Below are 19,051 nucleotides of genomic sequence, written 5' to 3' on the forward strand. Positions count from 1 at the left end.
CGGATCTGCGTTATCGGTCTCCGGACCAATAGCCGTGCTTGCCGTAGAACTCATGCAACGCGATCTCGTAGCTGCGATGAACGAGCTGCGAGTCGTCGTATCGGGGGCTTCGGCGGATTGCGTCGCGCGTGAGCGTGGCCGATACCGTTTCCGTGGGCCAGTCCACCTGGTCGAGCCAGTGCGTCGCGATCAGCACTTCGTTGCCGGTCGACCACCAGCTCGACGTGTCGATCGCCAGATAGCGGATCACCCACGCTTCATCGTCGTAAATGAAGTCGGATACGTGACCGATATGTCCGTCCGTGGCTTCGAGCCGATATCCGTCGACCTCGCCGGTGCTGCGCAGATGCGTATCCGCCGCTGCACTGGCCGGCGCGTTGTGCGAGAACAGCGGATTGCCGGCGTCGGGGTCCTGCGACGGCCCGGCGGGATCGAAAGCCGGGTACGCGCCCATCCCCCAAAGGTTCGGACCGCCCCAGTAGGTCGGGTAGTTGTAGTAACGCAGGTACTCGATCTCGTGCTGACGGGATACCGGCTTGTGCGTGTCCAGATTCGGGCTGTCTCTCACCTGCTGTTGCGTGAGGCTGACGTATAGCGTGCGGGTTTCGGGATCGGCGTGCGTGACGGAATACGGCGAGACCAGCACCTGCCTGTCGTGCAGCCAGTCGCCCGTCTCGACGACGAGGTAGCGGATGCACCAGTTGTCATCGTCGAAGTAGGCCTGGTGGATGTGCCCGATATCGCCGTCCTTCGCTCGAACCGTGTCTCCGTGCAACCTTCGGATGCTTCGTAACATGATGTCCTCGCCAGAGCGATGCTCGGCACTTCGGTGATCCGGCCGACCTGCCTGCCGTGCGGTGGCATCCAGCCGTTCGTCCGCCGATGCGGAGCGATTCCTGCCGAGCGCGTCCACCCGGATAGCCGGCATGTTTGAGACGCTACACGCGCCGCATGGCCGATGCGGTACGAAACCGTACAAAGCACGCATCGGGGCGAGCGCGGCGAGCGGTCCCGTACGGCCTGTCGCGACACATCCTCTCAAGCATCATCATCAGGATCGCGAAGCAGTGAGGATTGCCATGTCGACGTACTGCCGGACGAGCAGGGCTGCCTGACCCGGTTCGTGCGTCAACGCAGCCGCAGCGGCATGAACAGCGAGACGCCCGGCGCCGGTGCCGGCGCGTAAACCATCGGAGGCGGGCCATAGGGATTAACATCGCCCCCGTCATAGCCGCCGCCTGCATACCGGCGATGATCGTAATGATGACCGCCCTGATGCGACATACGCTCGTGATTGCCCTGGTCCCCGCTGTGATTCATTCTCTCCGCATGCAACTGCGGTGCGGCGACCAGGCAGCCGAGCGCAACGATCAGGCCGACGATTCGCATGCCCGATCCCGGCACCATCGTGGTTCGACGTGCATGTCCGATAGAAACGTCCAGCTCGGTAGCGTAGCTATACGCGGGACGTGCGGGCTCAGTCTGTCCGATGCCGGACGGTGTGCCGGTGCGCGTGGCGAGCGGAACCGGAACTGGCCCTGCGCTTGCGCGGACCGGCATGCGCGTTTGTCGGCGTTGCGAACGTGCTCGACTTTCGTTGTCCGGTGTCTTGCGGCAGATCACGATCGTGCTCAGCGGAATTTTCAAATCGAGCCTATGCTGGCGTCGTAATCGGCGGCATCCCACGCTGGCGGGCCGTCCGCACGTGGCCAGTCGAATCCGGGCCAGCCTCGTCCGACAATCCGTTCCACGGAGGCGGTTATGCGCAACAGGTATCGAGAGCAGCATACGAACGGCGGCAAGAGCGAACGCAATGTCGACGAGGCGGTCGAGGGGACGTTTCCCGCCAGCGATCCGCCGTCGATAGGCGGTGTTACCAGGATAATTGCCAGCCCGGCCCATCGAAAGCATCACCGGAAGTCGTCGCACATCAAGCACCGCTAGTGCAGGTTGCGCGGCGCGGGTCCGCACCTTGCGCAGACGACGGCGCCATGCCGTCGTGACCAGGTTCCATCGAGTCGAACCGATATTCCGGATGTGTCCAGGTACGGAACCGTACCGACTTCCGATGCCGGTGCGCGCAGCGTTTTCTCGTACGTCGAGTGTCATTGTCAATGTCGAGACCGTGCGCGAAATGGATATTCCGGGATCTTGTCCAAGGAGGACATCATGAGGATGCTCAACACCCCCGATCCATCCGGGGAGGGCAGCAAGGGGGCAAGCATTGTCGAAGGCGGCACCGTCGATGTGCCCGGCCGTATGGTGACGACCGCGGATGCCCTGAAGGGCAGTAAGATCATCGCGTCGGGCGGTGAGGATATTGGAAATGTTTTCGACATCGTGCTCGATCTGCACCACGGCAGAATTGCCTACGCGGTTGCTTCCAGCGGAGGTGTGGGCGAGATGCTTTGCGCCATTCCGTGGAGTGCGATGAAATACGATATCGACGATAAATGTTTCCATCTGGATGTGACCGCCGCGCATGTCAAAGGCACCCCGGGCTTCGACGACGAGCACTGGCCGGTGATGACGCAGTCACAGTGGGGATTGTCGCTTCACCAGTACTACAACCGGACGCCGTACTGGGTCGTTCGAGGCTAGCCAAGCGATAGCGTCGAAAACGGCAAGGTGTCGATCCTCCGCCTCCACGCGATCGGAAGCGTCAAGGGCGTCTGCGGGGACGGCCGGTATGCTGCGGCGCCGCAGCGGCTAGAGTCGCTTCAGGTCGGGAAGCAGGCGATCGAATTCGCGTTTGACCACGCTGTAGCATTCGCACACGCGCTTTTCGAGCCCCGGCCGGTCCAGCACCTCGATATGACCGTAGTTGTAGCGGATGAGGCCCGCGTCCTGCAGCTTCAATGCCGCTTCCGTCACACCTGACCTGCGCACGCCCAGCATGTTGGCGATCAGCTCCTGCGTCATGCGCAACTGGTTCGACGGCAGGCGGTCGAGACTGAGCAGCAACCAGCGGCACAGTTGCTGATCGATCGAGTGATGCCGGTTGCACACTGCGGTCTGAGCCATCTGCGTGATCAGCGCCTGGGTATAGCGCAACAACAGGCGCTGCATCGCGTTGCCGCGCCGGAATTCTTCTTTCAGGATGCTCGCGTCGAGCCGGTAGGCTTGCCCCGCGCTTTGCACGACGGCGCGACTCGGCGTCGTTTCGCCGCCCATGAACAGCGACACGCCGATCATTCCTTCATGGCCGACGATCGCGATTTCAGCAGACGAGCCATCCTCCATCACATACAGCAGCGACACGATCGACGTGGTCGGAAAATAGACGTGATGAAGCTGGCCGCCCGACTCGTACAGCACTTTTCCCAACGGCATCTCGACGAGCGTCAGGTGTGCGGTGAGGAGGGCGCGCTCGTTCTCCGGCAGCGCGGCAAGCAGGTGATTTTCGGTGATGGGCGGGTTGTCCTGCATGCGTGGCTCCTGCGCCTGCGCCCGGCTGACGATGAAGAATCCGGCCGATGTGGGCGCTGCGGGAATCGGCGGAAGGAGCCAACCATCATATCTTGCCGATCCGACGACCAGGCGGGACAGTGGCGGCAATATGTCCCCTTTCTTGATGAATTCGGGACGACCGTTCGAATACGAATCGACCTTCAAAAAATTATAGTGCCGACACATGTCTGATCAAGGTTCGCGCAATCGCGCATCGCTCGATGCGGAACCGATATTTCACGGAGCGGTTGACGGGAAATATCGGTCGGCAGGCAGGCTCGTTCGCCCAGCCGGCCTTGAGCGTGAGCGCTACAGCGCCGTCGGCTTCGTGGCCTTCGTTCCTTCAAGCGTCACGCCCGCCCTCAACCCGCTGTTCGTCAGCACGAACGCTTCGATCGGCACGGTCGCGGTGCTGGTTTCGACATTGCCGTTCGCGCCGACCGTCAGGACTGGCACCGATACGTCGGCGCCTGAAGACCAGCCTTCGCTGCTACGGAAGCGATCGAGCGCATCCGTGGTCATGAGCAGGAAGATGATGGCTTTCGATTGCGCACCGATCTGCAGACCGATCGAGCCGGTCGTGGTGCTGTAGTGCCCGACCGTGCTGCCGGGTGGACCATCCTGCTGACGTATCCACTGTTCTTCTGGCAGGCGTCGCAGGAGGTCGAGAAACTTCAGGCGAGAAACGGACAGCAGGAGCTGACGACAAAGCCGTCGCACGGGCCGGCAAACCTGAGCCATACGGGAACAGTTTTACGCAAAAGAGCGGCAGCGGCCCGTGGATTCCATTTTGAATCATTTTAACTTTACATAATGCTGATGATCAATTTTTTTATTTGTAGTAGCTAAGTTCAAATGTCCGCTTCGGGCTAAGTTCAGATGTCCGTTTTTCGACCTGTCGTAAGCTGCCCGACCGCTGGCAATCCAGCGCCGGAGGCTGCCACGATGACGATGCGCGAGCTGGACAGGTTCATGGCCATTCAGGACGTCGCGGACGGCAAGCTTCAGCCGGCGCAGCTCCGAGGGTGACAGCCCGCCGTACTTCGTCCGCCAGTTGTAAAACGTCGCGTCGCTGATTCCCATCTTGCGGCAGACCTCCGCGACAGGCGTGCCCAGCTCGGCCTGCTTCAACGCGTATGTGATCTGCTCGTCGGTGAACTTGCTCTTCTTCACGGCATGACCTCCTAGTCTCAACGATAACTTCATGCCGGAATTTTCCACTTTCAAATGGGACGGTTTTGTGGGCTGGGGTCAGCATGATGTGTCCGAGCGGACACGAAGGCGACTATTGAAATGACGCCGGGCCTTCGACGGGTCGGAAGACGGCCGCTCCACAGAACAGCTCGGGGTTACTGCAGAGGTATTCCATTACGGTTCGCGGATCGTGAGTCGCACACAGCGCCTGCGCCGCCTCGTCCCAATGCCTCAGCAACGACACACCTGCACACGGGCCGTCTTTGGCACCAACCGTCATCTTGGTGGAGTGGTACATTGTCAATTCACCTGCCGGTGTCCGGTATGCGATGCCTAGATGACCAACAATCCCGGGATATTCGTGTGGGGGTTTCGCCGAGACGAAGACAATGGTGTCTCCGTCGCACACGCCAGCCATTTCGCGCGTCCACAAGGCAGTCGGCGTGTAGCTAAAGCATAGCGATCGGCCACGATTCTGATCGCCGATTTTTTCCTGTTGTATGAACCAGTTTCTGCCGCCACGATCATCCACCAGCACACATCGCTCGCGGAGGTGATCAGGTTCCGTTAATCGGACTTCGTAAAGCACACCGCGTGCCTCGAACCGTCTGAGCACGTTCAGGGAGTAATGAATCAGAGTCTCGACTGATGGCGGTCCGGAGTATCGTACGTCGTGCAGTGTTTCCACAAACGCGTCGAGCGATCGGGCATTCACTAGAGCATTGACGGCATAGACGAAGGTCGCGCAGTCGAAAGAAGAGAAATCAACGCAGTGGCCAAGTAGCCGATGATCCTCGATGCGTTCCCTCGAATAACCTATGCCTGCGCAACAGAGCCACTGTGCCGCGAACACGGCCCGTGCCCCGGCCCCGGCCCCATCGATCGACTGCAGCGCCCCGACAAGCGCTTCCGCGAGGGATGTCGCTCGATCCCCCTTCTTTATCTCAACCATCATCGCGTTCTTCCCCTAATTCGGTCACGAAAGTGCCACGCGCCAATCACCGATATTTAGGTGCCATCGCACCTACATACGGGTTTTCTGAAGCTTTTCGAAAAATTACCAATCACGTTCTGCTACTTTTTCGATCAATAGAGGTTGCTCCAATCCTTTCGAGCCATTCCGGCCACGCGCCGAGCCAGGCCGTGGCGCTCAACACACTGGTCCACGAATTGCATTACGGGAATCAAGAAATGAATCGAATCCAGCGTATGTTCAGATAGATTGTCCAGACAGTCTTCTTGATAAAGCGATTCAGGCCCTGATTAACATCGACTTTATGAAGTTCGAACACCACAAAGCTCGCCCCTCTCGCAGTCGGAAGCAGCTGGGCAGCCAATGCGTTCAGCCAAGCACCATCGCACTGTGCGTACGATCAAATGCATCTTTGATAGGCAAATCAGAATTGATGACGTGATCGCTGCACATTTTCGCTTTCGTCTTCCACCTAGATCGTCACGCGCCCCCGCCCTCCACCCTTTGCGATCTGCTCGCATTTCTCAAACAGCCGGCGCTCGATTGACTCATCGTACGCTATCCAATAGCTAGAACAGCGGCGCCTGTTGGTTCGGTATGCGGTAAAGAATCGTCTTGCCCAATCAGATCGTCGGTCGCCGATTTAGGCAGACAGGTTCTGATCGCCGACTATGCTTGCTGGCGCCGAGCACTCTTAATCAGCCTCCCTGCATTGCCGCCCCCTACATACCCCCTTGGCCACTACCGCCACAACTTACGTCATTCAGTCGCACACAACCTACAATGCCTCCCTTATTTTTCCATCACTATATCGATCTCGTTCACGATTGCGTCAATCGGTTCAGCTTTCGCGTTTTTCATACTAAGGCAACGCATCACAAATCAATTGTGAGATGGCCGACTGCAATATTTATTGACATGCGTATTGTTCAGACGTATGTTAGTTTCGTCCCCTGAGCTACACAAGGTGAATTCACATCAATCTTGATTGACAGCTATTGTTGTCGAAATTGGTTTGACCGATGGATAAGTGGTAGAAATCTGAAACGATTACGGAGGATGTTGCTTTGAGGAGTGACAGTCCGATAATCGATACCCCATTGCCGAGCATGGGCAGGAAACGGATGGCAATCAAGCAGCAGAATTGGACATCAAGGGCGTGCCCTGTCTGAACTAGCTGAACCAGCAGAGCGTGACGGATTACCCAGCAAGCAATCGAGGTGGAGATTGCACCGATGCGCGAGCAGAGTTCGAACGTGAAGACGATCGACGATCGATCGTGTACAACAGCCTCTTGCCATAGCATCAAATCGTTTCGGTTGCAGGGCGGTAACGATCCAAGTTCCAAAGTTGAGAGACCCATCAAAGGTCACAATGCACTGCTCGCGTTCTACGGCTGCTCGGCTCGTTGGCAAGATATGCAGATCGAGAATCCGATCGAGTCGACGTTCTCGGTGGTGCAACATCGCACTGGTCGCTAGCTCAACTGTTTGTCGCGCGTGACCATCCTTAGTATGGCGTTCATGTTGATTGGCACGTCAGAGCAGTCCTAGCGAAAAATCCCTGGCGGCGACAAGATCGAACCGCTCTTGAAGTGCATTCCGATCAAAGAAGGAACCCCGGTGATCGATAGTACACCGGCTCCTCAACAAGTTGGCCGCCTCATAATACTGACCTACCCGCGTCACAAGGATTGACAAACGCTCGGCATGGAGCGGTATTTGCGAAATGTAGACTGCGCGAGCGTCAAATAAAGGATACCAACCGATATGGCAAGCATAGGAATATTAAATAGGAACCCTACAGAAATAGATCCATATGCGAAATACAGGGATTGGCGTTCTCAAGGACCAATCTATTGGACAGACGAGCTGTTCGGAGGTGCGTGGGTGTTGACCACATTCGACGCTGTTCAATCCGCCCTGAAGGATCCGAGACTTTCCGCCTGCCGCACGGGCGGCTGGGTCATGCGAGCTCCTCGCTCTCGCAGTGACGTTCGCGCGCAGTTGATCGACATGCAGCGACTCTTTGCACGTGCGTTGCTCTTCGTCGACAAGCCAACGCATCCGCGCCTGCGTCAAGCCATGCAGGTCGGCTTTCGCCCGGAAGCTATCCAGAAAATGAGCGCTTTTGTGGACGCAACAGTGAACGAGCTTGTTGACAACGTTGAAGCGTCCTGCGGTGACGATTCGCCATTCGATTTCATCGAAACGTTCGCACGGCAGTTGCCTGCGCGTGTCATCGCTCGTTTCCTGGGTTTCCGTCATGTCGATCAGCAAAGATTCCTCACGTGGTCGTCGGTTCTTGCGCAGTTTATCGGCTCAGTGCGTCCGTCCGAAGCTGACGCACTGGCGGCCCGCACGGGCCTGTTAGGCATGGCCGAGTACATCGAGACTTGTCTCGACACCGGTGACTTCGAGGAAGACAAACTCTTTGGAGTGCTCGTCCGTGCCCAACAGCGAGGCGAGATCGAAAGCGGGCCGGAGATGCTTTCGCAATGCGCGATGCTCCTATTCGCGGGCTATGAGACGACCCGTCACCTGTTGGGCACGGCCGTCTACTGGTTGCTGCGGGAACCGGGGATGTGGGCCGCGCTCGAAAACCCGGCGCGATTGCGATCAGCCGTGCGGGAGCTCCTTCGTTGGGACAGCCCGGTCCAATATACGGGCCGCCGCGCCAGCAGTTCTTTCACGCTCCATGGGAAAGACATTCGACGCGGAGACTTGGTACTTCCACTGATCGGTTCAGCAAATCGCGACCCTAGCCGATATGAGGAGCCCGATCGGATCAATCTCGACCGCAGCGTTGGCGTCCCACTGTCGTTTGGAAGCGGTCCACATGTCTGCATCGGGGCGGGCCTGACGCTCATGGAAGCGGAGTGTGCAATCGGGGTGCTTGTCCGCCGCTGGCCACGACTCCAGCTATGTGAGGCGGGCTCGGACTGGCTGGACATCCCCCTCTATCGGGGGCTCAAGACGCTGATGGTGCGTCGTTCCGGGAGCCCCCCCGCCACGGCTTGAGCGACCGTCGGCCGGGTCGCTACGTGCCCCCTCCTCTCTTCATGAAGGAAACATTCATGCAGAACGACTTCTACGACGCTCTGGCACCGTTCAATCATCTGCTTTTCGCAGATTGGAAGCGCTTCCAGCGCTGGCAACTCGACAAGCTTGCGCCGTTCCTTCCTCGGCCGGCACCGGAGGTTCGTGTCATTGACTGCGCGAGTGGCATCGGTACGCAGCTCCTACCGTTCGCGGCCGCAGGCTACCAGATGACCGGTATCGACTCGTCGTTACAGTCGGTCGAGCGATCCCGAAACGAGCTCGAATCCGTGGGCATGGTGGCAACGATCCTCCATGGCGACATCCTGACCCACGGCCCGGACGAGTGGGGCCTCAAAGGAAGCGCGCACGTGGCACTCCTGCTGGACAACTACCTCACGCACGCGGAAAACGATACCGAGGCCCTCGACGCGCTGTGCTTCGCGAGACAGTGCCTCACGACCCAAGGACAGGCCCTCGTGGCCCTCCGAGACTACGACGAGACGACAGACGTGCGACCGGCGACGACCGCCCCGGCATTCTATGCGGACGGTGGGCGCAGGCGGATAGTTCACCAAGTCTGGGACTGGCACGACGACGGGAGTTACGACTTCCATCTTCATTTCGTAATCGAGACCGAACTGGCGGCGTGGGAGACGAAGCACTTCGTCGGCCGCTATCGTCCGATCGCTCGCAGTCGGGTCGTCGAGCTCGCACGCGAGGCGGGCTTCCGCCAGATTGAACTGATCCCGCCCGCAGCGTCCACCTATCACCAATGGCTCGTCGATGCCCGGACCTGAGATCCGACGGCTTTGCGACACGCACATCAAGGAAAGGAGCCCGTTATGACAACAGCCATCAACGTCATTCGCCGCAGTGAGAACACAAGGCTGGTCACTTTTCGGAATATCGTCTACGGCGAATCGAACGCGTCCCTGATCAAACACACAGGCGGCTATCTTCTCTTCGACGTCACCACGTCGACCGCCCATGCGCTGTCCTCCGATGATGCCGCTCACGTCGAGCGATACGTTGACACCAAGGACGCCGCCGACCTGCTGGCCAGCCCGACGATTTCCCGGCTGATCGAGAGCGGAGCCCTCTTCGCCGCGGATGCTGCCCGCAAGGCTCATCGAAAGACTGATCGCATGCGTCTGCAGGACGTCGTGGTGCAGATCGCCTACGGCTGCAACCTCAAATGCACGTACTGCTACGCGGATGAGGGCGAGTATGGTGGTGGCAAGCAGGTAATGATGAGTACCGAGACCGCGGAGCGCGTCGTCGATTTCGCATTCGAACACCGAGGCTCGTCGTCGCTGGGTTTCGCGATCCTGGGTGGAGAGCCGCTGCTGAACCAGCGGTGCCTGCGGCACTTCGTGGAGTACGCGGCCGAGCGCGGTCGCCGCGACGGCGTAGAGGTCGAGTTTTCCATCACCACGAACGGCATCGGGATCAATGAAGAACTTCTCGCCTTCTTCGATACGTACAAGATCGCCGTCCGGCTGAGCATGGACGGCACCAAGGACATCAACGATCGATACCGAATCAACAACAAGGGCGGCGGCACCTACGATGCGGTCAACTTCAAGTATGGGGCGGCCCTCAAGGAGAGTCCGGTGAAGTTCCAGGTCCGTGCCTCCTATTTCGGAGAGCATGGGGATCGATTGTTGGACCAGGCACGGACGATGGTGGAGGAACTCGGCTACGACGACGTCAAGATGGACTTCATCTGGGGCGTTGATGGCACGGTGGGCGAGGTCACGCAGGACAATCTCGACCTGACGTTGAATGGCATTGATCACCTGAGCACGTGGTTCAACAGGAAGGTTCTCGATGAGAACTTCGACTGGCGCAACTTCAACCCTTACTCGAAATACATGGGCCGACTGGTCCAGAAGCCGGTGGCCACAAATATCTACCTGGAGGAAGACAAGGGTGATCTGGTTGCCGGCGGATCGATCCTGGAAAACAGTGGTGTCGAATGTGGAGCCGGCATCAATGTCATTTCGGTCTCGGCGAGTGGCGAGATCTACACCTGCCACCGGACCGAGGGTAACCCGAAATTCAAGATGGGGGACGTGTTCACGGGAGTGGATGCCTCGTTCATCGAGTACTGGAGCGACAACTGGCGGCTGACCCATCCCGACGCGGATTGTTCGCGCTGCTGGGCGCGCTTCGTATGCCTCGGGGGCTGTCCGGCCTTTGGCGTCTACAAGAAAGACAATCCGATGCAGAACGATCGCGTCCGATGCCAGCTACGCAGGCAGTTCATCGCGAACAGCATAATCTTGCACACCGAACTTGAGCAACGTCTTGGGAAGACCAAGGATATCGAAGGGCGGAACGTCACTCCATGATCACAATCGGAATCGCGGGACTTGCGCACGACGCAGCCGTGGCGATCGTTCGGGATGGCGAACTTCTCTTCGCCCTGGAGGAGGAACGGGTTACGCGCGGCAAGAACGATTGGGGGTTCCCTCATGGAGCCATCGATGTCGCCATGTCAGCGTGCAGCCTGGAGCCGGCAAACGTCGACAGGATCGCCTTTTATTGGAACGACCGGGCTGCGTTCCTTCGCGCGACACTCTGCGAAGTCGGCAGTATCCTGGACGTCCACAGGCCGACGCTCGCGAGGATCGCTCGTCGCTGGCGCGCGGTACGCAGTCATGCCATGGTGGAGGAAGCGTTGGCCCGCTCCTGGCGAGGTGCTGCGATGCCTTCGATCGACTACGTAGACCACCATCTCTGCCATGCGATCTATGCACACCGGGCCAGTGGATTCGATCGGGCCTTGGCGGTCGTTATCGACGGCCGCGGCGAATACGCCAGTCTGACGGCGTACGTGTTTGACCGTGACCAGGTGCGCCTGGTGTATCGAATCGCGATGCCAGCCTCCCTCGGATTCGTGTACGGCGCCGTCACGCAGCACCTGGGCTTTCAGCCGGCCGCGGACGAATACCGCGTCATGGGCCTCGCTCCCTATGGCCATGCCGACGGCGCGCTCGACGCGTTCTTCTCCAAACTGCTGCCGTTGACATCCAGCGGATTCACGGTTGACCTTCGATACACGCGCTACCAATATTGCGAAAACGTCCGCGATCGTTGGTTCCACCCTGCCGTTGACGAGGCGCTCGGGCCGCCGCGGTCGAAGGGTGATCCGTTGTCGCAGCATCACGCCAACGTGGCTCGTGCCATGCAGGCCCGCTACGAGACGATCGTGCTGTCCATGCTGTCCCGCCTTGCCCGGTGGCATCCAGGGCTGCCCCTCGTGCTCTCGGGTGGGTGCGCGATGAATTCCGTCTGCAACGGTCGTATCCTGCGCGAGTCGCGGTTTCCCGGTTTCTACGTTCCACCGGCCCCTGGGGACCAAGGGGCTGCCGTGGGCGCAGCCCTTTCGACTTTTCCCTACGAGTCGGCGGCCCGGCATGCGGAGTCCAATCGAAAAGCACACTTGGGCCCCGTCTTTGACCGTAACCAGATCGCTAGTGCGGTCCGTGAGCGAGGCCTCCGACCTGAGCGGGTCGACGACGCGGTCGGTCGAACGGTCGCCCTGCTCTGCGAGGGGCGGGTTGGCGGGATTTTCATGGGCGCACTCGAGTTCGGCCCGCGAGCCCTCGGTGGCCGCAGCATCGTGGCGGACCCTCGTCGATCCGACATGAAGGATCGGGTCAATGCCAAGGTCAAGCTACGTGAGTCGTTTCGCCCCTTTGCCGCAGCCATTCTGCGCGAACGAGTACGCGAATTCACCGGCCATGATTTCGAATCCGAATACATGAACATCGTCATGCCTCTCCTTGGCGACAAGCATGGCGTGGTGCCCGCAGTGACTCATGTGGACGGAAGCTGTCGCTTCCAGACGGTACGCGAAGGCGCCTCGCACGGCTTCCGCAACCTCGTGCACCGCTTCGCCGAGCAGACCGGTGTACCAATGCTCCTCAATACGTCCTTCAACGTGAATGGTGAACCGATTGTCATGACACCTGCCGATGCGATCGACTGTTACCTCAGAACCGATATTGATTTCCTGCTCTTGGAGGACGTGCTGCTCTGCAAGCCAGCGCACGCGTCAACGGCATGCTGAGGGCGTCGACGAGGCCGGAGAGCCCCACGCGCGTCCTGGCAGCCGATGTCGAACGGTGGGTTGAGCAAGCGCTCTCGACGGTTTCCGATGTTGTGGTGCGCACGCCCGTCAAGCGCTTGAAGTGGCTAGAACCGCTCGTAGGAGTGCCAGTCTACGCCAAACTGGAGTTCCAGCAGATATCCGGATCGTTCAAGTTCCGCGGTGCCTGGAACGCACTGTTGCACCGAACGCACGCCGATGTCATCGCCGCGAGCGCCGGCAACCACGGCCTCGCGATCGCCACCGCGGCGCACCGCCTCGCTTTGGCCGCGCGAATCGTGATTCCCGTTGGGGCGAGTCGCCTTAAACGGAGCAAGCTTGTGTTCGAGGGCGCACAACTCCTGGAACACGGCGATTCACTGGAAGCGGCCAGCGAACGCGCCCGAGAACTGGCGATGAGCTATGAGTGGGACTACGTGTCGCCCTTCGCGGACCGGCGGGTTATCGCCGGCGGTGCGACCGTGATGGTCGAGGCTGTCGACCAATGTCCCGACGCTCTCGCCGAAGTGATCGTACCGACGGGTGGTGGCGGCCTGCTCGCCGGAGCGACGTGGGCCGCGCGCAGTTTGGGGGCTAGCGTGAGCGTCGTCGGGGCAGAGCCGGAAAACTATGCGTCATTCAGTTCGAGCCTGAACGCCGGGTTCCCGACCCGCGTCCTCAACCAGCCCACTTTCGCCGATGGTCTCGCGGTGCAACTGTCGACTGCCGAATCGACGCTGCCCTGGTTTCTGGACGAGCCCGAAACGATGATCACATGTACCGAGGAGGAAATCGCAGCAGCAGCCGTCGCGCTAATCCAGAACGAAAGCTGGCTAGTCGAGCCCTCGGGAGCTATCGGTGTGGCTGCCGTGGTCAAACGGGCGCAGCAGCAGGTGCTCAGCGGCCCGGTCATGATCCTCCTGACGGGCGGGAACGTCCAGAAGTCCACGTTGAACCGATTGCTGTGCTTTCCCTTCACCGAGCAGACGCCGCTGTCGCGTTTCCTCGGTCTCACCGGAGAGACGCCCGAGGAACGAGCGAAGCCTCGCCAGATCGTGTATCGCGTCGGCGCTCGTACGGAGTCGCCGCCCGAGGATACGTCGACGGCAATTGCCCCGCACTCGAGCGATGAAGCCATTCATTTAAAAGTGGCGCACGGCGACTGGCTTGCACGCCATGCGCTGTCGACTCGACTTCTCTCGGAATACCAGCGTTACTGCAGCGGCCACGGCATCGTGATACCAAGCGGGCTCGTGGATCTGGCCGAAAAGATCCTTGAGTTCGCGTCACCCACCTGCAGCGACAATCTCATTGCCGCAGGCGCCGATACTTTCACGACTGAGGCATCGCTGCGAGGACTAAACATCCTGTGCAGCGCCGTGCCGCGGATGTTCGACTGGCGCTCCGCGGCCTACGACCAGTCGTTGGTCCCGCAGTTCTTCGAATTGCGCAGCCAGGAGAACTCGGACGTTAACTACGATCGATACGGAAATCCGGCGGTTTTGCGGATCGAATCACAACTGCGCGAGGTTTTTCGCGTCGACCGCGACGACGTGACATGCATGGTGACCTCGTCCGGCATGGCGGCCTATGCCATCATTGAAGCTTACCTGGTTCGCCATGCGTTGCCTCGTCAGGCACGCGTGGCGACGGCCCCTTACATCTACTTCGAGGCCGCGGAACAGTTGGAATCGCTGCCCGAGATCTCGATCGAGCGGCTCCGATCGTACGACGCACACGAAGTGGCCGACGCGGTACTCGAGGCCGGATTTGACGCCCTGTTCATCGACCCGATCGCGAACAACGTCGAACTCAGAGTCTGCGACGTTGCCCTGCTTGCACGGCTGCTATCCAGACGTCTGACGCGTCCCCTTCGACTGGTTGTCGACGGGTCCATGGCCTCGGCACAATTGCCATCAAAACTCTTCTGCGACGAAATTCTCGCGAACCCGAATCTCGAGATCCTCTATTACGAGAGTTGTTCCAAATACCTGCAGATGGGCATGGAGTACTCGCTCGCAGGCGTGGTCGTCCACCACACTTCGTCAAGACCATTTCTGGAGCGCCTGCGGCGCAACACGGGTGCGATCCTCTATTCGCCTGACGCAACCCTGTTCCCGAACTACAACGCCGACGCTTACGGTGCCCAGTTGGCCCGCATCGGCGCGAATTGTCGTCAACTGGCGCTGGCGCTGGCTGACAGCGCCAGCGTACGGCGGCACGTCGTCGTGCACTCGCCGGCACTGCCCACGCACGTCGACCATCACCAGGCGGCCGCGCTGACGTTCACCGGGGGATGCGTATGCATGCAGTTTCGGGACGACGGGCTCAACGTGGCCGACTCGATGAACGCCTTCATCGCCCTGGTTCTCGCGGAGGCCAGATCTGCACAGGTGCCCCTGATCAAAGGCGTGAGCTTCGGCTTCACCACCCCCCGGATCTCCGCCGCCGCCGCCATCGCAGACAGCGACCGACCTTTCCTTCGCTTGTACGTCGGCACGCTGGCGTCGCCGCGGCTCAATCGTCTGGCCCGCACCGTCGAGATCGCCCTCGAGCGCTTCATGCACGCCGTCGCAGAGGATGATCATGCGCACTGAGCCACTGTTCTGCTATCCGGCACTGGATGATGCGGCTTACCTGGCCCATCTGCGCGCCGTGTATGAAGCGTCCGTCCCCGATGTCTCGTCCGCAGGTGAACTCACCCCGGAACGCACGATCGACCTCGCCGAACGGTCGGTCGCCACACGTGCGGCCATCCTGACACGGGTCTACGCGGGCGACTACCACACCGACAGCTTCGACTTCGATCGCCTGGCCAAGCGGGTCCGCGGCGCCCGCGAGTTCATCTGGTTCTGGGGGCACCGGGACGTGATCGACGAGTGGTTGCACGATCCCGCGCCCTCCCCCCAATCGGGCGACCTCGGTACGGTGAGCGTGGTGGATTCGAGCGGAGAATTCGGACCCGGGATTGGGGAGATCTGTCGCTCGGGCTCAATATCCCCCGTGGGACTGAAGCCGTTCGCGGTGAAGCGGATCATCGACTTTCTCACCGGAGCACTTCCGGCGCTCCACGAATCGTTTCATACGTTGATGCTCGTACCGAGGGCTCGCGCGGCCGCACAGGGGATTCGTGGCGGGAAATCGGTCAACACGATCCACCGCAAATACATCCGCTCCCGGTTCTTCGGGTTCGCGCCATGGTACGTCATGCAAGGCGGCTTCCTCGAATGTCTGGAATACCGCGAGATCAGTCGCAGCCTCGACGACGTGCTGGAAGGCATGAACGCATCCCCAACGCTCCACTTCGCGAATCAAGATGACGCCACCTTCGCCGAAGCTCTCTTCGCCATGAACTTTCCATCACAGATAGATCGTCTTCGGTTCGTCACGAGCGATGGCACACGTAACGCCGTCCGCTATTTACTCACCAGTCAGGCCGACGGCGCCATCCGCCAGTTCAATCACCGATCCTTCGAGCTTGCGGGCCGCGCTCAAGAGGACCTAAATGGGATTCCGCTGTCCTCGGTGGACCAAGGGGCTCACGAAGTCTCCTGCACCGTTGTGCATCTCGATCTCGGCGATCCGGATTCCGTCGCCGCCCAGCGCGAGTTGCACGCAAGCGGCTATCGGCTCACTTGCGTCCGGCCGCCGCGAAGTGTTGCGTCTCCAGACGGCGGTGGCCGATCCAGCGTCTCGGCGTACGGAAGTTGGGCGAAACCGAACGCTCGATGGAAGGTGATCGAGCCGTACTACGCATCGCGCAACGCCAGCGATGTGAATGATTCGCGCGTGCTTGATCACCTGTCCGCGATTCTGCGCGATTGGGCTTTAGTCGCATGAGCTCGTTCCGCCGCCTTCCTTCATGGCTCGTTCGACTCCTGGCGATCGACCTGGTGCTCATCGCTGTGACGCTGCTCGGCGAGGCACCCGCGACTGGCCGCTATGTCGCCTTGGTGTTGTTCAATCTCTGGTTCGGCGTGGAACTCTATCTGGAACGACTGAGCGGCAGTTCGAGTGCCTCCGAAGAGGATCGAGGATCGAGGCATCTGCTTACCACTGTCCGGGACATCTGCATCATTGTGCCCGTCGGGATTTCCGCGGTGTTTGTTCCAGCCGGCAGCCTGCTACTTTCGCTTCTCGGCGGCCTGGCATACGGGGTTGGCCTGACGCTTCGACTGGCCGCCATGGCATCACTCGGGCAGCGATTCACGATGGCGCTCACGCAGCAACCGCAGCACACGCTCATCACGAGCGGTCCCTATCAGCGAATGCGGCACCCTGGCTATCTTGGGCTCGTTCTCATCTTCGGCAGCTTTTCCTTGATCTGTGGCACGGTGGTCACCGGCCTCGCGCTGAGCCTGCTCACGATAGCAGCATTGCATTACCGGATTCAGCTCGAGGAGCGCCTTCTGGTGAACACCTTTGGCGTGACCTATCTCGACTACAGGGCGAGAACGTGGGCACTCTGGCCAAAGTTCGCGCGCTCGAAACGGAGAGCGGCATGATAGTCGATGAGTTACGGCCGACGCTCGGCGTGGTCGGGGGCATGGGGCCCCTCGCCGGCGTGAAATTCGTTGAGAACCTCCTGGCTTCCACGCCCGTCGACAGCGAGCGCGATCATCTTCGCGTGCTCCTCGACAATGATCCGCTCATTCCTGACAGACTGACTGCCTATCGCGGCACAGGAGTTTCGCCCGCGGGCGCCATCCAGGCGCGCATCGAGGGCCTTGCACGCCTGGGCGTGACCGCGGTGGCCGTGCCATGCAATGCAGTGCACTACTTCCGACGAGAGATCGCTGACGTCTTGCCGGTGCCGTGGTTGGATATGATCGCGATGGTCGGTCGATCAGTGGCGCGCCGATCGAGCCGGCCACTCATCCTCGGCGCATTCATCACGGTTCAGGAATCCCTCTACACGCCCTACCTGCCGGGATGCACGTATCCCGGACCAGAACTGAATTCCGAGATCTTCCGGGCAATCGATGCGATCAAGTCCTTTCAGATCGGCAGCGATCCAACTGAATCCTGCGCCGAGGTGGCTCGACTACGTTCGTTGATCGAGTCCCAGGATTGCGATGCAGTCGTTCTCGCCTGTACCGAGCTGACTGTGATCCGTGATCTCCCGGGATTGCGTGTGCCCGTGATAGACAGCTCGCTCGAATATGCGCGCCTGGTTTCCGAGGCGCTGCGCGACCCGCTGGCGCACGGACTGCTCGGCGACTGCGGTCTGCCCCCGCAATCCGCTAACGCACACACACCATTCGATCAATCATTCCATCAACCAGTCGTTCGATGGTGAAAAGACGCTGGTCGAGTAGCCGCCGATCGCCGCAGCGATCAAGCGCACCCGATTGGGCCAGTTGACGAACCGCATCATGCTGCGTAGCGCATCGAGCCCGGCCGGTCGATGAAACCCGAATCGAAGCGCAGCGTCGTACGCGGCGACCACCGAAAACTGCAGTCCTTCCGAACGCGCCATAACGGCGTGCCAATACAGGTTCGGGAAATACAACGCATTCCCAGGTTCCAGCAATACGCGGGCCGGACGCAATTGCTTCGTTTCCGGCACTGTATCGACCAAGTCGCTTCCGTAGAGATTTCCGCCTCGAGCCCTGACCACGCTCGAGATTTTCTTGAAGATCTCGAACGTCAGGCGCCCGTCGGGCAGCAACAGGATTTCCTTCGTCCCGATCACCTGTACGAGCACCTGTTCAGAATACGGATGGAAGTGCCAATCCGTGTAGGTTGCCTTCCCGACAAATGCTCGCCATTCCGGAAACACCGTCAACTTCCGTGTAAGCCGCTCGCAGAACGGCAGGTCATGGATGTCAGGCAACAACGACGTGAACAAGTCACTCTCGATCGCGGGATAGAGTCCGGGCACAACGCGTCCAAAGACACCCTTGATGGACATCGAATCCGAGGTATCGCCTGTGCAGGCTTCACCGACCCGCGCGAGGAACGCCTCGAACGAAAGCGTCTGCCGCTGTACGTTGGGCTCGCGGGGGTCGCTTCCCGTGGGCTGCTCGCTTCGCGACTTCGGCTGGAGCGAGACGACCCCCAGACGGGCAAGGACCGGCTTCTCGCCGCATCGCTCGATCAAGTAGCTATGCTCGGGCCATTTCTGCAAGGCGGGCCAATGGGACGCTGCCCCCTCGATAAGGCAAGGCCGGCTTCGCACGACGAAGTCCCTATGGAAGCTCTCCGGCGTCAATGACGAAGCAGGTACTCGAGCAATCTCGGTCGCGGCGTCGTAGTTCGGAAATCTTGAAAGGTCCCAAGGATACATGGCGATCG

General features: G+C 60.2%; 15 protein-coding genes and 2 pseudogenes. 10 read left to right on the forward strand and 7 right to left on the reverse strand.

Going from position 1 to position 19,051, the window contains the following annotated elements:
* Window positions 1-10: 10 nt before the first annotated feature.
* Both HAV18_RS17590 and HAV18_RS39925 read right to left on the reverse strand, forming a co-directional pair.
* Complete coding sequence (locus HAV18_RS17590; RefSeq protein WP_166958018.1) at window positions 11-796, reverse strand: PRC-barrel domain-containing protein; 786 nt, start codon at window positions 794-796, stop codon at window positions 11-13.
* A gap of 332 nt (window positions 797-1,128) precedes the next feature.
* Window positions 1,129-1,647, reverse strand: coding sequence for a hypothetical protein (locus tag HAV18_RS39925; protein ID WP_243771682.1), 519 nt, complete (start codon window positions 1,645-1,647; stop codon window positions 1,129-1,131).
* Window positions 1,648-1,761: 114 nt separating this feature from the next.
* Between HAV18_RS39925 and HAV18_RS39930 the strand changes: the two genes are divergently transcribed.
* Window positions 1,762-1,944 (forward strand): hypothetical protein, encoded by a 183-nt coding sequence (locus tag HAV18_RS39930; RefSeq protein ID WP_243771683.1) that lies wholly within the window; start codon window positions 1,762-1,764, stop codon window positions 1,942-1,944.
* A 225-nt stretch (window positions 1,945-2,169) separates the two neighbouring features.
* The gene (locus tag HAV18_RS17600; protein WP_166958020.1) at window positions 2,170-2,601 is read left to right on the forward strand and encodes a PRC-barrel domain-containing protein; all 432 of its coding nucleotides are present in this window, start codon (window positions 2,170-2,172) and stop codon (window positions 2,599-2,601) included.
* Between the two features lie 108 nt (window positions 2,602-2,709).
* Here the strand turns inward: HAV18_RS17600 and HAV18_RS17605 are convergent, their stop codons facing one another.
* From HAV18_RS17605 to HAV18_RS17620, 4 genes and pseudogenes are all read right to left on the reverse strand, one after another.
* Window positions 2,710-3,429, reverse strand: a complete 720-nt coding sequence (locus tag HAV18_RS17605; protein ID WP_166958022.1) for a Crp/Fnr family transcriptional regulator — start codon at window positions 3,427-3,429, stop codon at window positions 2,710-2,712.
* A gap of 330 nt (window positions 3,430-3,759) precedes the next feature.
* Window positions 3,760-4,059, reverse strand: a pseudogene (locus HAV18_RS17610) (YSC84-related protein); the annotation flags it as partial.
* A gap of 393 nt (window positions 4,060-4,452) precedes the next feature.
* Window positions 4,453-4,623, reverse strand: a pseudogene (locus tag HAV18_RS17615) (transposase); the annotation flags it as partial.
* A 112-nt stretch (window positions 4,624-4,735) separates the two neighbouring features.
* Window positions 4,736-5,599 carry an N-acetylmuramoyl-L-alanine amidase-like domain-containing protein gene (locus HAV18_RS17620; RefSeq protein WP_166958026.1) on the reverse strand — a complete coding sequence of 288 codons (864 nt, stop codon included), beginning with the start codon at window positions 5,597-5,599 and terminating at the stop codon, window positions 4,736-4,738.
* A 1,907-nt stretch (window positions 5,600-7,506) separates the two neighbouring features.
* Between HAV18_RS17620 and HAV18_RS17625 the strand changes: the two genes are divergently transcribed.
* Genes HAV18_RS17625 through HAV18_RS17660 form a run of 8 tightly spaced genes read left to right on the forward strand, consistent with a single transcriptional unit; the run spans window position 7,507 to window position 18,053 of the window.
* Window positions 7,507-8,637: a cytochrome P450 gene (locus tag HAV18_RS17625; RefSeq protein ID WP_347814766.1), complete on the forward strand. Its 1,131-nt coding sequence runs from the start codon at window positions 7,507-7,509 to the stop codon at window positions 8,635-8,637.
* Between the two features lie 56 nt (window positions 8,638-8,693).
* On the forward strand, window positions 8,694-9,455 hold the full coding sequence (locus tag HAV18_RS17630; RefSeq protein WP_166958028.1) for a bifunctional 2-polyprenyl-6-hydroxyphenol methylase/3-demethylubiquinol 3-O-methyltransferase UbiG: 762 nt from the start codon (window positions 8,694-8,696) through the stop codon (window positions 9,453-9,455).
* A gap of 45 nt (window positions 9,456-9,500) precedes the next feature.
* Window positions 9,501-11,012, forward strand: a complete 1,512-nt coding sequence (locus HAV18_RS17635; RefSeq protein ID WP_166958029.1) for a radical SAM/SPASM domain-containing protein — start codon at window positions 9,501-9,503, stop codon at window positions 11,010-11,012.
* Window positions 11,009-12,736 (forward strand): carbamoyltransferase C-terminal domain-containing protein, encoded by a 1,728-nt coding sequence (locus HAV18_RS17640; protein ID WP_166958031.1) that lies wholly within the window; start codon window positions 11,009-11,011, stop codon window positions 12,734-12,736. Before HAV18_RS17635 ends, HAV18_RS17640 begins: the two co-directional genes overlap by 4 nt.
* A complete protein-coding gene (locus HAV18_RS17645) occupies window positions 12,730-15,351 on the forward strand; it encodes a pyridoxal-phosphate dependent enzyme (RefSeq protein WP_166958033.1) in 2,622 nt (873 codons plus the stop codon). The genes HAV18_RS17640 and HAV18_RS17645 overlap by 7 nt, the downstream gene beginning before the upstream one ends.
* Window positions 15,341-16,594 (forward strand): hypothetical protein, encoded by a 1,254-nt coding sequence (locus HAV18_RS17650; RefSeq protein WP_166958036.1) that lies wholly within the window; start codon window positions 15,341-15,343, stop codon window positions 16,592-16,594. The genes HAV18_RS17645 and HAV18_RS17650 overlap by 11 nt, the downstream gene beginning before the upstream one ends.
* On the forward strand, window positions 16,591-17,259 hold the full coding sequence (locus HAV18_RS17655; RefSeq protein ID WP_166958038.1) for an isoprenylcysteine carboxylmethyltransferase family protein: 669 nt from the start codon (window positions 16,591-16,593) through the stop codon (window positions 17,257-17,259). Before HAV18_RS17650 ends, HAV18_RS17655 begins: the two co-directional genes overlap by 4 nt.
* The gene (locus tag HAV18_RS17660; RefSeq protein ID WP_166958040.1) at window positions 17,256-18,053 is read left to right on the forward strand and encodes an aspartate/glutamate racemase family protein; all 798 of its coding nucleotides are present in this window, start codon (window positions 17,256-17,258) and stop codon (window positions 18,051-18,053) included. Before HAV18_RS17655 ends, HAV18_RS17660 begins: the two co-directional genes overlap by 4 nt.
* Here HAV18_RS17660 and HAV18_RS17665 read toward each other — a convergent pair.
* Window positions 18,024-19,043, reverse strand: coding sequence for a cupin-like domain-containing protein (locus tag HAV18_RS17665; RefSeq protein ID WP_166958042.1), 1,020 nt, complete (start codon window positions 19,041-19,043; stop codon window positions 18,024-18,026). The genes HAV18_RS17660 and HAV18_RS17665 overlap by 30 nt on opposite strands.
* Window positions 19,044-19,051: the final 8 nt, after the last annotated feature.

This window comes from Burkholderia sp. D-99, assembly GCF_011605345.1.
In the GTDB taxonomy this organism is placed as follows: Bacteria; Pseudomonadota; Gammaproteobacteria; order Burkholderiales; family Burkholderiaceae; genus Burkholderia.